This window comes from Thioalkalivibrio sp. ALE10 (assembly GCF_000381385.1).
Lineage (GTDB): Bacteria > Pseudomonadota > Gammaproteobacteria > Ectothiorhodospirales > Ectothiorhodospiraceae > Thioalkalivibrio.
The window spans coordinates 25,841-40,505 of record NZ_KB906460.1 but is presented as its reverse complement, the minus strand read 5'-3'; the positions used below and the strand labels follow the sequence as shown (position 1 = coordinate 40,505).

The following is a 14,665-nucleotide window of genomic DNA, read 5'->3' as shown; positions in this document are numbered from 1 at the left end:
GATAGAGCCCCTTCTCACGGCAATAGGCGCTGAACTCCGCCTCGGTCATCGGCGCGGTCTCGAGCACGACGCGGAACTTCTCCTCGCTGCTCCAGCCCTCCGGGGTCGATCCTCGTGATGGCAAAACCTGTCCTCTCTCACGGGCCTGTTTGCGCCAATTGTACAAGGTCGCCGTGGAGATCCCCTCGGCCTCGGCCACCTCGGGGACAGTGAGATTCATCGGTGGTGCCAGCTTGCGCAGGACGGCTTCCTTACGCTCGGCAGAGTAGTGCTTCATGGTTGTCACCTGCTGGTTGCGTTGAGGCGACAACTACGTTGACTGATAGGGCATCCGGGAACTGACGAACGAGGATCTTCCGGCCGGCGACGTACTCGTGCAGGTCGAGTATTCCAGTCTGAATTACAAGGACGGGATGATCCTGAACGGCCGGGGCGGCCTGGTCCGGCACTATCCCCACGTGGCCGGCATCGACCTGGCCGGCACCGTGCTGGAATCCTCCGACCCGCGCCATCGGCCGGGCGATGCCGTGATTCTGACCGGTCACCGGGTCGGCGAAACCCACTGGGGAGGATACGCGCAGCGCGCGCGGCTGCACGGCGACTGGCTGATTCCGCGGCCCGCGGGCTACAGCGCGCGTCAGGCGATGGCCGCCGGCACGGCCGGCCTCACCGCAATGCTCGCGGTGCAGGCCCTGGAGGATCACGGGCTGCACCCGGAGGCCGGGGAGGTCCTGGTCACTGGCGCCTCGGGTGGCGTGGGCAGCCTGGCGGTACGGCTTCTGGCCCGGCTGGGGTACACCGTCGCTGCCGTGACCGGCCGGCGCGGGAACGTGGACTATCTGCACCAGTTGGGGGCGCAGCAGGTGCTGCCCCGCGAGGATCTGGCGACCGCGCCGGCCAAGCCGCTGTTGAGCGAGCGCTGGGCAGGCTGCGTGGACACGGTGGGCGGGGATTCGCTGGCCCACGTGCTCGCCGGCATGGCCTATGGCCGGTCCGTGGCGGCCTGCGGCCTTGCCGGCGGGGCAGAGCTGCACACCACGGTCCTGCCATTTCTCCTGCGCGGCATCTCCCTGCTGGGGATCGATTCGGTGTTGTGCCCCGCAGACAGGCGCCTGTCTGCCTGGGAACGTCTCGGCGAGACGCTGCCCGGTACCGAGCTCGACGCGGTTACGCACGAGATCGGGCTGGACGAAGTACCCGCCCATGCCGAGCGCATCCTGGAGGGGCAGGTCCGTGGCCGTCTGGTGGTGCGGCTGGATCCTGATGACCACTAAGCGCAGCTGATTCCGCTACCCCATGGCGGAACGGGTTCGAACCCGGGTATCGTGCGGAAACCGAGGAGGAGACCCGCATGACCGAACTTGCTGCCCGACTGCGCAACGTCCGCGACCAGCTCTCGCGCCTGGAGGCGCTGACCCGCGATGACCCCGCGGCGGCCCGGCAGCTCGTGACGGAACTGACCCGCGAGCTGAATCAGGCGCTCGACGCCGCAGAGGAACAGGACGGCGCCGGGGCCGCGCGCAAGCCCGAGGAGCCGCGGCCCCCGCGCGACCCGATCGAGAAATGTCCCCGCTGCACCCTGCGCGGGTTCACGTTTCAGGAGGGCACCATCCGCGAGAGCGCGACGCGAGCAGGGCACTACGAGGCGCTCTACCACTGCATGAGCTGCGGCTACGAGGCGTGGCGGCCGCTCTGAGTCCGGCCCCTCGGGTTCATCGCCCTCCGGGACCGTCCCGCGCGACTGCACGCCACTCGACGGGATCGCCGACCCACAGGGTGCCGGCCTCCAGCGGGCGCAGGCAGATGCCGCTGTCGTGGCGCAGGGCGGCCGCAAGGTTGTAGCCGACGACCTGGTTGAGCCAGCCGCAGGGCGGTCGGGGGCGTTCGATCACGAAGCGCGTTTCGCCGATACGCAGCTCGCCCTCGCGGGGACTGCGTCCCAGGCCGGATACCACCAGATTGCGACGGTGTTCGCCGGGCGCAGGCTCGGCGGGCTGGCGCAGGCGTCGCGCACGGCGACCGGCCCGTTCGAGTTCCTCGGTGCCGATCAGGGTGACGCGACAGGCCTCGACCGTGTGCCAGTGCCCGCGACCGTGCCGGTAGCGATCCCCCTGCAGGCCCGCAGGGTCGACTTCGATGCGCTCGCATGCAGTCATCGGCGCGCCGGCGTGTTCGGCGATCCAGATGGCCTCCAGCGTGCCGGTCGCGGTGCGGCGGCGGAAGAGGGGGAGCATGGTTCAGGGTGTCCCGTACACCGGCGGATGCCTCCGGCCTCCGGCGGCAGGATGACGGCGCCGGCGCGCTATTCTTCTTTGTCCTCGTCTTCCTCGCCGCTGGGGGTGATGGTGCGCCCCAGGGCGGCCGCGGTGCTGCCGGTGGCCTTGACGGTGCCGGTGGTGACGCTGACGGCGGCACTGGTGGCCGAGCTGGCCACGCTGACGGCCGCGCAGCCGCTGGCAAGCGGCAGGATGATGGCGACGAGGAGCAGCGGGCGCGCGCAGTGATGCATTCGCATGGGAGGGGCCTTGCGGGGTGGACAGGGCTACAGTCTGGCCGGAACACCCGTGCCTTGAAAAGTACGCGGCTGGGGCGCGGGTCTCATCAACGTTGCCGGCAGACCAGGAAGACTTCTTCGACGCCGTCGGTGGCGACCATGCCGGAATGGAGTTTCAGCGGTTTCTGCAGGCGCAGGCCCAGGGGCATGAGGAAGCGGTTGTAGACCTTCATGGCCACGGGCCGGTGGCGCTCGAGGAACCACATGCCCAGGTCGTTCAGCCGCGAAGAGCGGGGTTTCATGCCGAAGATCGCGCTTTGTTCCACCTCGAGCCCGTGGCGGTCGAGCAGGTCCATGAGGTGGTCGGGTTCATAGCGGCGATAATGGCCGACGATGTCGTCGAACGGCGTCCAGTATTCCGGGTGGAGCGGGGTGGAGAGCAGGACCTGTGCGCCGGGTTCGGCCACGCGGCTGATCTCCGCCATTGCGGCCTCGTCGTCCTCCACGTGCTCGATGATGTCCAGGGCGCTCACCAGACCGAAGCTGTGGTCGGCGTGCGGCAGTTCGGAGACCGGCGCGGTATGGGTGATGCCGCCCTCCGCGGCGAGGGTATCCAGCGCCGGCGGGCTGATGTCGACGAAGTGGGTGTTCTCGATGGGCAGGCGCGGGCGCATGCCGGGGCCGACCTCGAGTCGCCGGTCGTGGCTTCGGGCCAGGCCGGAAACCAGGTCCCAGGTGTTGAAGCGTTCGGGGCGCACCAGGCGGCTGTCCGCCCATAGCTGGTCGTAGAAGCGCTGGTTGACGTCGCTGACCTCCGATGCCGGAGGGGTGGCTGGATCGTGCGTCATGGGGAGGGCCGGTGTTGAGCGTGGGGCCCAGTGTAGTCGCCCGGGCCGGGGGACGCAGGTGGTGTTTCCGGGAGCCGCTGGCAAAAAGGGGAATGCGTCACGTTCTCAGTCCTGCGGCGTGTCCGGCCCGGCAAGCACGGCGACCGCTTCCGCGGGCAGCCGGAGCCCGGTGTGATCCAGGCGGATGTCCGGCTCGGAACGCAGGTGCAGGGACAGGTGCGAGGCCTCCGGTGGCAGGGTAAGGGTCTGCGGCCGGGCGGCGAGGTTGCAGGCCACCACCAGATCCGGACGCAGCAGCAGGAGCCAGCGGCGGGATTCGTCGAATTCCACGCGCATGCGGTCGAGACGGTCCTCGGCGAGGGCGGCTCGGGAATGGCGCAGCCGGATCAGGGCACGGTGCCACTCGAGGAGGTCCGCATGGGGTGCCTGCAGCGGTTCGTCCCAGTCGAGCCGCGAGCGCTCGAAGGTTTCGGTGGCCTGCGGGTCGGGGATGCGCGCGGGATCGTGGCCGAACCCGGCGAATTCCTCGCGGCGACCCTCGCGCACCGCCGCGCCCAGTTCCGGGTCGCGGTGATCGGTGAAGTACAGAAACGGCGTGGACGCGGCCCATTCCTCGCCCTGGAACAGCAGGGGGACGAACGGCGAGGTCAGCACCAGAGCGGCCCCGATTTTGAGCAGACCCGGCGACAGCAGATGGCTGCTGCGTTCGCCGGTGGCCCGGTTGCCGATCTGGTCGTGGTTCTGCAGGCAGCCGACGAAACGTCGCCCCGGCACGTCACTGGCCGGCCGGCCGTGCGCCCGCCGGCGGTAGCGGGAGTAGCGGCCGTCCAGGGCGAAGCCGCGGCCGAGCACGCGGGCAAAGTGCTCAAGTCGGCCGAAATCCGCGAAATAGCCCTGCGATTCGCCGGTCAGCAGGGCGTGCAGGGCGTGGTGAAAATCCTCGTTCCACTGCGCATCCAGGCCGTAGCCGCCGACCTCGACCGGCCGGATCAGGCGCGGATCGTTCGCATCGCTTTCGGCGATCAGCGCCAGCGGTCGGCCGGTCTGCGTCTCCAGGTGCCGCACCTCGTCGGCGAGGGCCTCCAGCAGGTGGGTCGCGGAGGTGTCGACGATGGCATGGACCGCGTCCAGGCGCAGGCCGTCGAAGTGATAGTCGCGCAGCCACATAAGGGCATTGTCGAGGAAGAAGCGCCGCACCTCGTCGCTGTCGGGGCCATCGAGGTTGACGGCATCGCCCCAGGGCGTGCTGTAGGTGTCGGTGAAATAGGGACCGAACTGACCGAGATAATTGCCGTCCGGACCCGGGTGGTTGTAAACGACATCCAGGAGCACGGCGAGTCCGCGCCGGTGGCAGGCGTCCACAAGGCGCTTCAGGCCGTCCGGGCCGCCCAGGACGTGATGCGGGGCGAACGGGCTGGTCCCGTCGTAGCCCCAGCCGCGGTCGCCGGGGAACTCGGCCACCGGCATCAGCTCGATGTGGGTGATGCCCAGCCGGACGAGGTGGTCCAGACGGTCGATCACCGCATCGAAGGTGCCGGCCGGCGTGAAGGTCCCCACGTGGATCTCCATGATGACCGCGGAGGCCAGCGGCGGGGCGCGCCATCCGGCATCGCTCCAGTCGAACCGGGAATGCTCCAGCCAGCGCGACGGCCCGTGGACGCCCTGTGGCTGCCAGGGTGAACGCGGGTCCGGGAAGGGGCCGCGATCGTCGACCCGGAAGGCGTAGTCCACGCCGTGCGTCAGGGCGGGCGCGTCCACCGCCCACCAGCCGCCCTCGCGGCGCGCGATTGGGAACCGTTCGCCGGCGGATTCCAGCGTGACGTGGCCGGCGTGCGGGGCCCAGACCGTCACCCGCGTCACTGTGGCCCCCCCCACCCGCTCCAGAAGGGCGACCGGGAACGCGGCCAGCAGACCCGCGAGCGGGATGTCGCCGCCTTCGAGCTCTTCCCCCGTGAGGATGTTCCGCCAGTGTCCCGGTGGCAGGGGAAATACGGTGTCCTGCCAGTCGTCGGCCAGTCCGAGTATCAGCCGGGGCACCAGGGTCAGCACCTGGTCGCCGCGGAAAAAGGCTACGGCGTGGTCGGCCCGGGGTCCCCGCGCGGCGACTGGCTGATAGCCGCCGTTGGCCCCGAACGCCCCGGGTCGGCGCCGGCGCAGGGCCAGCGCCTCGCGCAGCAGCCACAGCTTCGGGAGGCCTTCATCGGCGCGCTCCAGGATCTCGGCGGGCGACAGCACGTCCAGTCGGGCCAGCTGCTCACGGCGTAGCCGAAAATCGACCGGCCGCCGGTTGTCGGGGTCCACCAGACTGAGGTCCCACAGCTCCGTCCCCTGGTAGGTGTCCGGTACCCCGGGTGCCGTGCACCGGATCAGGGTCTGCGCCAGGCTGTTGACCCGCCCGGGCGCCACCAGTGGCTGGACGAAGGCCTCGAGCGCCTCGACGAATGCCCGGTCGTCCAGCAGGCCGCGGGCGAAATCCAGCACGGCCCGTTCGTAGTCCGGATCCTGGCGGGTCCAGCGCGTGTGGCGTTTCGCCTCGCGGACGGCCTTCTCCAGGTAGGCGCAGAGGCGTTCGGGATCGATCGGCCAGGCACCCACCAGGGTCTGGTAGATCAGATACTCCGTCGCGGCATCGGGGCCGCTGCTCGAGCGGTGGGGGGTGTTGCGTTCGCTCCATGCCGCCACGGCGCGGCCCCAGTCCTGCGGGATCTCCGACAACAGCAGCAGGCGGGCCCGCACGTCTTCGCTGCGTTTGGTGTCGTGGGTGGATGTGGCGAGCATGGCGTCCGGGTGCCGGTCCAGGGCGTCGTGACAGGCGCGATGGAAATCCGCGGGGGATACCCCGAACCGGTCCGGCGCGCCGCCCACCTCGTTGAGCGCGACCAGCCGATGAAACCGGTAAAAGGCGGTGTCCTCCACGCCCTTGGCCATTGCCGGGCCGGTGAGCTGCTGAAAGCGCAGGGCCAGCTCGGCCTCCTGTTCCCCATCCACCTCCAGCGAGAGCAGGGCGCGCAGGAAGTCCAGGAGCTCAGCATCCAGCTCCGGGGCTTCGGCATGCGCCTGTTCGATGGCGCTGCGGATGCAGCGGGCGTCGGCCTCGTCCACCGTGTCGCCGCGCCTCAGGTAGGTGCGGTAGACGGGAAAGCGGGCGGCGACCTCCAGCAGCACGTGATGCAGCTGCTCGCGGGTGTAATCGCGGTGGCGGCGATGACGTTCGCAGATCAGCACGAACAGCGAGGTCAGCCGATGGAGCTCGCTGCCGAGAAGCTCGCGCAGGACCTGGCGCTTGCTCGCGACCACCACGGTGCCGAAATCCGCGGGCTCCCCGGTAAAGTTCTCGTACAGCGCGGTCATCGGGGGCTCCCCGGCGGGGTCCACGAACAGGCCCTGGACCCGGTTCAGAAAGTCGTAGCCCGTGGTCCCCGCGATCGGCCAGTGTGCTGGCAGGCGCTCGCCGGGTTCCAGGATCTTCTCCGCCACGATCCAGGCCTCCGGGCAGGCCTCGCGCAGGCGCCGGAAGTATTCTTCGGGGTCCCGCATCCCGTCGGGGTGGTCTACCCGCAGACCGTCCACGGTGCCTTCGGCCGTCCAGCGCAGGGGCAGCTCGTGGATCGCGTCAAAGACCTCGCGCCGCTCCACGCGCAGCCCGGCCAGATCGTTGATGTCGAAGAAGCGGCGGTAGCCCAGATCCTCCGCAGCGGTACGCCACCAGGCAAGCCGGTAGTTCTGTTCACCGATCAGGGCGTCCAGCGCATCGGGGCTGGCGTTGATGGCATCGACCTCGGCCTGCACGGCGGCCCGTGTCCCGGCATTGTCGCGGCAGGTCTCGTCCAGCAGCCGGTGGATCACCTCCTGGTCGCGCCGGCGCCGTTCGGCCGGCTCGCCGCCGGTTACCCGCGGGCGTGGCAGGCGTGCGCAGGACTCGGCCAGAAAACCGAGCAGTTCCGGGCCGCTGCGCCGGTAGACCCGCTGGAGCAGGTCATGCAGCGAGGAGGGGTCGACGGGGAAACGGTGTTCGTAATAGTGCAGCGTGAACCGGCCTTCGGCGAACCGCAGCTGCAGTTCGCCCGCCTCGAGGATGCGGCCGTAATGGTCGCCCAGGACCGGCAGCAACACCTTGTCGGGCCAGCGCTCTTCCGCGGCTGCCCAGTCGACGTCGAACCAGGGGGCGTGGCGGCTGGAGGGCCCGTTTTCGAGGACATCCCACCACCAGGGGTTCTGGTCGCCGGCGATCGCCATGTGATTGGGGACGATGTCCAGTACCTGTCCCATGCCGGCGCGGGCGAGAGCGACGTTCAGCCGCTGCCGCGCCGCCTCGCCGCCCAGTTCGGCATTCACGCGGCCCGGGTCGACGACATCGTAGCCATGGGTGCTGCCGGACACCGCCTGCAGGAACGGGGAGAGGTAGACATGGCTGATGCCCAGATCCGCCAGATACGGCACGACCGCAGCTGCGTCATCCAGGGTGAACCCCGGATGCAGCTGGAGACGGTAGGTTGCGACGGGTCGAGCGCTCACCCCTCTCTCATAGCACGAAAGCGCCGCCACCGGAACGCCCGGCCGGCCCGGTTGCGGATCAGGTCCGGCCCAGGTTGATCCCGGTGGAGATCAGCCCGACGTGACTGAAGGCCTGCGGGAAGTTGCCGAGAAACGCCCCGCTGGCCGGGTCGATCTGTTCCGGCAGCAGGCCCAGCGGGCTGGCTCGAGCGCACAGCGATTCGAAGAGCTCCATCGCCGCGTCCCGTTCGCCCTGGCCCAGGAGGTTGTCGGCCAGCCAGAAGCTGCACAGCAGGAAGGCGCCCTCGTGGCCGGCCAGTCCGTCGGGGGATTCATCGGGAAGGTAGCGGAACAGCAGTCCGTCGCCGGCGCCCAACCGACGCACTACGGCGCGAGTGGTGGCGATCATGCGCGGATGGTCGGCGGGAATGACCCGCCGCAGGGGCAGGGCAAGCAGGCTGGCGTCGATCCCGCCGCCGCCGAGGTGTTCGGTCAGGGTCTGCTGCTGCGGGTCCCAGGCCTGTTCGAGGATGGCCGTGCGGATCCGCTCGCACTCGAGTTCCCAGCGTCGGGCATCGGACTCCATGCCCATGGACCGCGCCATGCGCGCCCCCCGGTCCAGTGCCACCGCGCACAGCGCCGCGGAATAGGTGAACGGGCGCCCCGGCGTACGCACCTCCCAGATCCCGTGGTCGGGCGTCTGCCATTCCCTCGCCGCCGCTTCCACGAGGCGCCGCAGCCGGTCCCATAGCGCGGGTTCGAGTGCGCCGCCGCGACGCACCCATTGCCAGGCGCAGTCCATGATCTCGCCGAACACGTCATGCTGGCGTTGCTCGGCGGCGGCATTGCCCCACCGCACCGGCGCAGACCCGCGGTAGCCCTCGAGTCCGGGGTCGTGCCATTCCGGTGGCGGAGCGTGGCCGTCCACGTCATACAGCACGCGTGGCCGCCCGGCGCGGTCCACCGCATCGAGTACCCAGCCAAGAAAACCCTCGGCCTCGTGCCCCATGCCGATCTGGGCAAGCGCATAGACCGAGAACGCCGCGTCGCGGATCCAGGCATAGCGGTAATCCCAGTTGCGGGGTCCCCCGATCGCCTCCGGCAGGGAGGAGGTGGGCGCGGCGATCATCGCACCGGTCGCGGTGTAATCCATCATCTTCAGGGTGATCGCGGAGCGGCGGACCAGTGCCGTCTGCGGACCCTGGTAGCGGAACGAGCGCATCCAGTCGCGCCACACCGCGATGGTGTCCGTGAGGAGTTCTTCCGGCGGGCGGGGATGGAAGCGGTGCCCCGCGGATTCCCAGCTGAGGACGAGGTGGTGGCGTTCGCCCGCGGACAGCTCGTGGGTGGTGTCCAGCCCGGCCAGCGGGAGCGAGGAGGTCAGGTGCGGCTCGAGCTCCGGGCGACGCTGCAGGCGCAGCTGCAGGCCCGCGGCATGCGGTCGGCACTCGGTGTCACCGCGCGGTTCCAGCCGGACCCGCAGGCGCACGCGCCCCTCCACCACCTCGATCATCCGCAGGAGTTCGCCGCGCCCGGCGGGGGCATCTTCGGACAGGTCGGCGCCGGCGCGGAAGGTCAGCGCGTCGGTCACGCGGACGCGTCCCTCCGGCCCCGAAAGGTCCGTTACGAGCACCCCGGTGTCCGGCTCGTAGCGCTGCGTGGCAGCGGTCAGGTTTTCCGGGGCCACCGTGAAGGAACCGCCGTTGCGATGGTCCAGCAGGCCGCAGAACAGGGCGTCGGAATCGAACCGCGGGACGCAGAGCCAGGAGATGGAGCCGTCGCGCCCCACCAGGGCCGCGGTGGTGCCGTCGCCGATCAGCCCGTGGTCCTCGATCGGGAGGTAGCCATCGCGCGGGTACGGGGGCAGCTCGGTGGCGTTCAACGGAACCCCCTGCAGTCTTGTCGTTAGCCAGAAGATTGGGGTTTCGTGACGAATCCTGTCAATGCGTATGATGGAAACCGCATTGCCCACCAAGTCGCGCGGGCGCCGTCCCGCCGGAGGCCAGCGGATGAGCGTTCAGACCGTCGACGAACTCCTCGCCTCGCGTTCCCCCGAGTCGGGTCGCGAGGCGGTGGTGGCCATGACCCGCGATGGCCACGAGACCACCGAGCGGGCCGAACTGCTCGAAAGGGCCGCGAGACTGGCGGCCGGGCTGCGCGCGGCGGGCCTGGAACGCGGGGACCGCGTGGTGCTGCTGGCCCCCAACAGCCCGGACTGGATCGTCGCGGCCCTGGGCGTGATGAACGCCGGCGGCAGCGTGGTGCCCCTGGATACGCAGATGCCGTCCGAGGACCTGTACCACGTCCTTGCGGACTCGGCTCCGCGCTTCGTCTTCACTACCTCGGGGCTGGAAGAGCGGCTGGCGGATGTCCCCGGTGACTGGCAGGTCCGCCTGTTCGACGCCGCAACGGATGCCCCGAATGCCTGGGCGAGCCTGCTGCAGGCCGAGCCCGCCGGGTCGGTCGCGCAGGCCGGGGATGTGGCCGCGGTGTTCTACACCTCCGGCACCACCGGTCCGCCCAAGGGCGTGCCGCTGACCCACCGCAACCTGGCAAGCAACGTGGAGGCCCTGTGCGCCGAAGAGGTCGCGGACCATAAGGATCGAGTGCTGGTGCCGCTGCCGTTCCACCACGTGTATCCGTTCACGGTCGGCATCCTCGTGCCGCTGACCCTGGGGGCCTCCATCATCGTGCCGTTTTCGCTGGTCGGGCCGCAGATCGTGCGCGGCCTGCGCGATGGCGAGGCGACCGTGATGCTGGGCGTGCCCCGGCTCTACGAGGCCGTGTGGAAGGCGCTGCAGGATCGCGTGGCCGGCCGGGGGCGGGTAGCGGCGCTGCTGTTCCGCGCGATGCTGGGGCTGTCGAAACAGGCGCGCCAGCGCTTCGGCCTGCGCCTGGGTCGTCGCCTGTTCCGGAGCCTGCACCAGCGCCTGGCGCCGCGCCTGCGCATGGTGGTGGCCGGGGGAGCGGCGCTCGACCCCGCGCTGGGTCGTAACCTGCAGGCACTGGGCTGGGAGGTGGCGACCGGCTACGGCCTCAGCGAGACCTCGCCGATCCTCACCTATAACCCGCCGGAGCGGGTGCGTCTGGACGCCGCGGGGGTGGCGCTGCCGGGGGTCGAGCTGGCCATCGACGACGGCGGCTCCGGCGATGGCCGCGGCGAGGTGATGGCCCGCGGGCCGAACGTATTCGCCGGCTATCTCAATCTCCCGGAAAAGACCGCGAAGGTCCTGGACGCGGACGGCTGGTACCGTACCGGAGATACCGGCGAGATCGATGCGGATGGCTTCCTTTATCTGCACGGTCGGGAATCGGCCATGATCGTGCTCTCGGGTGGCGAGAACATCGATCCGGAACGCGTGGAGGGTGCACTGCAGTCGGCCGAAGGGATCCGCGAGGCGGGCGTGCTGGAGCATGACGACCGGCTGGCGGTCGTGGCGGTGCCGGATGCGGGCCTGATGCGTGAGGCCGCCGGCGAGGAGCTCGAACGGCGCACGCGCGAGGCCGTCAACGAAGCGGCGAAGTCGCTGCCTACCCATCACCGCCCGGGAGCGGTGCGCGTCGCGCTCGATCCCCTGCCGCGCACGCGTCTGGGCAAGCTGCGTCGGCACAAGCTGGAAGAACTGTTCGAGGAGCTGGGGCGCGAGGACGCGGTCTCGCGGGCCCGTCCGGAGCCGGTCTCGCCGGAATCCATGGCCCCGGAGGACCAGCAGCTGCTGTCCGACCCGGGCGCCGAGCGCACCTGGAACTACCTCGCCGAGCGTTTCCACGACCGGCGTCTGACCCCGGACACCGGGCTGGCCGACGAACTGGGCATCGATTCGCTGAGCTGGGTCGACCTGACCCTGGCGCTGCAGGATCGCGCCGGGATCGATCTGGACGACTCGGCGATCGAACGGGTCGAAACGGTGCGCGATCTGCTGCAGGAGGCGGCCGCCGCGGGCGTGGCCCGCGAGGGGCAGGCCGATCTGAAGGCACAGCTCGCGGATCCGGAGTCGCTGCTGGAGGCCGACCAGCGAACCGCGCTGGAACCCCCGGGGGCACTGCGCCGCGGCGCCGGGGTGCTGCTGCTGGGCGGGGCGCGTCTGCTCTCCCGGCTGCTGATGCGCGTGGAGGTGCACGGTCAGTTCCCTGCGAACGGACCGTACGTGATCGCCCCGCGCCATCTCAGCTTCGTCGATGCGCTCGCGCTGTTGCCGGCGCTGGACCGGCAGCGTCTCGAGTCGCTGTACTGGGCCGGTTTCCAGGGTTACCTGTTCACCGGCCCGCTGTCGCGGGCCTTCAGCCGCACGGCGCGGATCCTGCCGGTGGACCCGGGGGCCGCGCCGCGTCGCAGCCTGGCCCTTGCGGCGGCCAGTCTGCAGCGCGGTCACGGACTGATCTGGTTCCCCGAGGGCCAGCGCTCGCCGGACGGAAGCCTGCAGCCCCTGCGTCCCGGCATCGGGCTGGTGCTGGCCGCGCAGCCCGTCCCCGTCGTGCCCGTGTGGATCGAGGGCACCCGCGAGGTGATGGCCCCGGGGCAGCGTCTCCCGCGGCCGGGCGGGAAGGTGCGCATCGTGATCGGGGACCCGGTGGATCCGACGACCGCCGGCGGGGATGAACGGGCGATCGTCCGCGACCTCCAGGCGGCACTGGAGGAACTGGGGCAGAAATGACCCGGTTGCCGCATGCCGAATGCCGGAAATGATCGGCAAGGGTGCTCCGGGGACACTGGAACGATCCGGGGATGCGTGAGGATCCGGGGCGCCCCATGGAGCGGCGCGGCCGTGCTCGGGAAGATTCTGGCATGCGTTTCGCTTGGCAAGGTTGCCCCGGCTCCGTTCATTTGGAGCGGGAAAACCTTTCGAGCAGGAGCACGCCATGATCAACAGTATCGGACCCAATCCGGCCACCATGGCCCAGACGGCGGGCATGAACGGACCGAATGGCGCCGGGAACCAGGGCCCCGCGGCCGCGGCCGGGCAGAACCCGGCGGGCCAGGCGACCGGGCAGGCCGCCGGCATGGCCGCGGCGCAGCAGGCCCAACCGGCCCAAACGGGCGCACAGGGAGGCATGCAGGCGGCGCAGCCGGCTCAGGCCGCAGCCAGCCCGGCCATGGGGCAGGCCCAGCCCGCACAGAACGCCACCCAGGCGGCCGCTACCCAGAGCCCGGCGGCTCCGACCGGTTCCACCGGCAACACCGGGAGTACCTCCGGAATTGGCGGCACCGAAGCGACGCAGTCCGCGGGCGAGATCGATACCGGACTGTCCGTCGATTCGGAGATGCAGGCGGGCGATTCCTCGACGGACACCGGCTCTGGCAACCCGGATAACGGCGCCGCGCAGGACGAACCGGGCGCCGAGGAAGAGATGGGCTCCACCTTCATGGCGGACGGCAGCCTGGCCAGCACGGGCCCGGATACCACCGGCTCCAGCGTCAACATTCAGGCCTGATCGACCCGGAGACCTGTCCGTTCCCGGAGTGGCCGGCGATTTGCTAGTCCCTCCGGCATGGACTGGACGGGGACACAACGAATCCGGATCCGGGCTCGCGGGGGGCGCCGTACGCCCGGGTGCTGCGGGTGTGGCAATGTGCCACATGGGTCGCGCCGACCTGTCGCGTTTCGACACATAACCCCGAACTTCGAGCTCGGGGCCGAAGTTGCTGGCGCGAGCAGGGTGGCCGCATGACCGCCCTCTCGGCATCGCGCCTGGAGGGCCTGGATCTGGCGCGTGCGCTGGCCGTGGCCGGCATGCTGTCGGCGCATGTCGGGCCGGTGGGCCTGGAGACGCTCGGCGGGCAGCTGTACGCGTTGCCTCAGGGTCGGGCGTCGGTGCTGTTCATGCTGCTGGCCGGGGTGGGCGTATCTTTCCTGGCCGCCTCCCGGCGTCCGCGACGTGGCGGGGCCGAGGCCCAGTTGCTGTGGCGGGCCGCGCTGCTCTTCCTGATCGGGCTGGGGCTGCAGGCCCTGGAGCCCGACGCCATCTACGTGATCCTGCCGGCCTACGCGGCACTGTTCGTGCTGGCGATCGCCATGCTGCGCATGCCGTCACCCGGACTGCTGGCCATCGCTGCATTGATGCTGGCCCTCGGTCCGGCGATCTTTCTGCACGGGCAGCTGACCAGCCCCGAGGTGTTCGACCGTTCGCCCGTGATGCCGGGGCTTGCCGCGGGCGAGATGCTGCACCGTCTGGTGCTGTCCGGCCCGTATCCGCTGGTGACCTGGATCGTTCCGTTTGCGGTCGGGATGTGGCTGGGCCGGCTCGATCTGCGCAGTACCGCCGTGCGCCGGCGTCTGGTCGTGGTCGGGGCGGTGGGGACGGCCGGGGTGCTGCTGGCCAGCGCCGGGCTGCAGCGGGCACTGGGAGTGGATGCCGACGACTGGGGCTGGAACCGGTTGCTGGTCACGCAGCCCCACAGTCAGATGCTGTTGTGGCTGGCCGGCTCCGTGCTGACCGCCGGCGCGGTGCTGGGGCTGTGCCTGCTCCTCGCCGATCGGGCGCGCCGCTGGCTTTGGCCCCTGATCGCGTCCGGGCAGCTGGCGCTGACCTTCTACGTGACCCACCTCCTGGTGCTCTGGCTGCTGCGGGAGACACTCGAGAGTTCGGGCCTGGACGACCACGTGATGGACTCCCCCGCGATCGCGACCGCGGTGACCCTGCTGGCGATGGTGGCCTTCGCCGCCTTCGCGGTCCTGTGGCGTTCACGGTTCCACCGCGGTCCACTGGAGAGCCTGCTGTTTCTGCCGTGGATCGCAGGGCGGCAGGGCCGGGACCGGCCCCGCTGAACGGGCTTTGAGCCGTGTCGCCCCCTCCTTTTGGAGGGGGCGTTCTTTTGTGCATTGCGTGA

The 14,665-nt window shown here is 70.3% G+C and carries 11 protein-coding genes and 1 pseudogene; 5 read left to right on the top strand and 7 right to left on the bottom strand.

Annotation, left to right across the window (positions count from 1 at the left end):
• The coding region (locus F788_RS0112805; protein WP_019590424.1) for a transposase at positions 1–277 on the bottom strand (277 nt) is incomplete at its 3' end.
• Between the two features lie 52 nt (positions 278–329).
• Between F788_RS0112805 and F788_RS0112800 the strand changes: the two genes are divergently transcribed.
• Both F788_RS0112800 and F788_RS0112795 read left to right on the top strand, forming a co-directional pair.
• Positions 330–1,274 (top strand): MDR family oxidoreductase, encoded by a 945-nt coding sequence (locus F788_RS0112800; RefSeq protein WP_051080624.1) that lies wholly within the window; start codon positions 330–332, stop codon positions 1,272–1,274.
• A gap of 77 nt (positions 1,275–1,351) precedes the next feature.
• The gene (locus F788_RS0112795; protein ID WP_018937031.1) at positions 1,352–1,696 is read left to right on the top strand and encodes a hypothetical protein; all 345 of its coding nucleotides are present in this window, start codon (positions 1,352–1,354) and stop codon (positions 1,694–1,696) included.
• A gap of 16 nt (positions 1,697–1,712) precedes the next feature.
• Here the strand turns inward: F788_RS0112795 and F788_RS0112790 are convergent, their stop codons facing one another.
• The 6 genes and pseudogenes from F788_RS0112790 to F788_RS0112765 form a co-directional block, all read right to left on the bottom strand.
• Complete coding sequence (locus F788_RS0112790; protein ID WP_019590422.1) at positions 1,713–2,234, bottom strand: MOSC domain-containing protein; 522 nt, start codon at positions 2,232–2,234, stop codon at positions 1,713–1,715.
• 68 nt (positions 2,235–2,302) lie between these two features.
• A complete protein-coding gene (locus F788_RS0112785) occupies positions 2,303–2,509 on the bottom strand; it encodes a hypothetical protein (RefSeq protein ID WP_019590421.1) in 207 nt (68 codons plus the stop codon).
• Between the two features lie 92 nt (positions 2,510–2,601).
• A complete protein-coding gene (locus tag F788_RS0112780) occupies positions 2,602–3,342 on the bottom strand; it encodes a bifunctional 2-polyprenyl-6-hydroxyphenol methylase/3-demethylubiquinol 3-O-methyltransferase UbiG (protein ID WP_019590420.1) in 741 nt (246 codons plus the stop codon).
• 105 nt (positions 3,343–3,447) lie between these two features.
• Entirely contained in the window at positions 3,448–5,202 is a 1,755-nt protein-coding gene (gene treZ / locus F788_RS13980; protein WP_026332792.1) for a malto-oligosyltrehalose trehalohydrolase, read from the bottom strand.
• Between the two features lie 9 nt (positions 5,203–5,211).
• Positions 5,212–7,857: pseudogene (treY, locus tag F788_RS13975) on the bottom strand (malto-oligosyltrehalose synthase); the annotation flags it as partial.
• A 58-nt stretch (positions 7,858–7,915) separates the two neighbouring features.
• The gene (locus F788_RS0112765; protein WP_019590418.1) at positions 7,916–9,718 is read right to left on the bottom strand and encodes a glycoside hydrolase family 15 protein; all 1,803 of its coding nucleotides are present in this window, start codon (positions 9,716–9,718) and stop codon (positions 7,916–7,918) included.
• Positions 9,719–9,845: 127 nt separating this feature from the next.
• On the opposite strand from F788_RS0112765, the gene F788_RS0112760 reads away from it, so the two are divergent.
• The 3 genes from F788_RS0112760 to F788_RS0112750 all read left to right on the top strand — a co-directional run bounded on the left by F788_RS0112760 (position 9,846) and on the right by F788_RS0112750 (position 14,603).
• Positions 9,846–12,491 (top strand): AMP-binding protein, encoded by a 2,646-nt coding sequence (locus F788_RS0112760; protein ID WP_019590417.1) that lies wholly within the window; start codon positions 9,846–9,848, stop codon positions 12,489–12,491.
• A gap of 205 nt (positions 12,492–12,696) precedes the next feature.
• Positions 12,697–13,269 (top strand): hypothetical protein, encoded by a 573-nt coding sequence (locus tag F788_RS0112755; RefSeq protein ID WP_019590416.1) that lies wholly within the window; start codon positions 12,697–12,699, stop codon positions 13,267–13,269.
• A 233-nt stretch (positions 13,270–13,502) separates the two neighbouring features.
• The gene (locus tag F788_RS0112750; RefSeq protein WP_019590415.1) at positions 13,503–14,603 is read left to right on the top strand and encodes an acyltransferase family protein; all 1,101 of its coding nucleotides are present in this window, start codon (positions 13,503–13,505) and stop codon (positions 14,601–14,603) included.
• Positions 14,604–14,665: the final 62 nt, after the last annotated feature.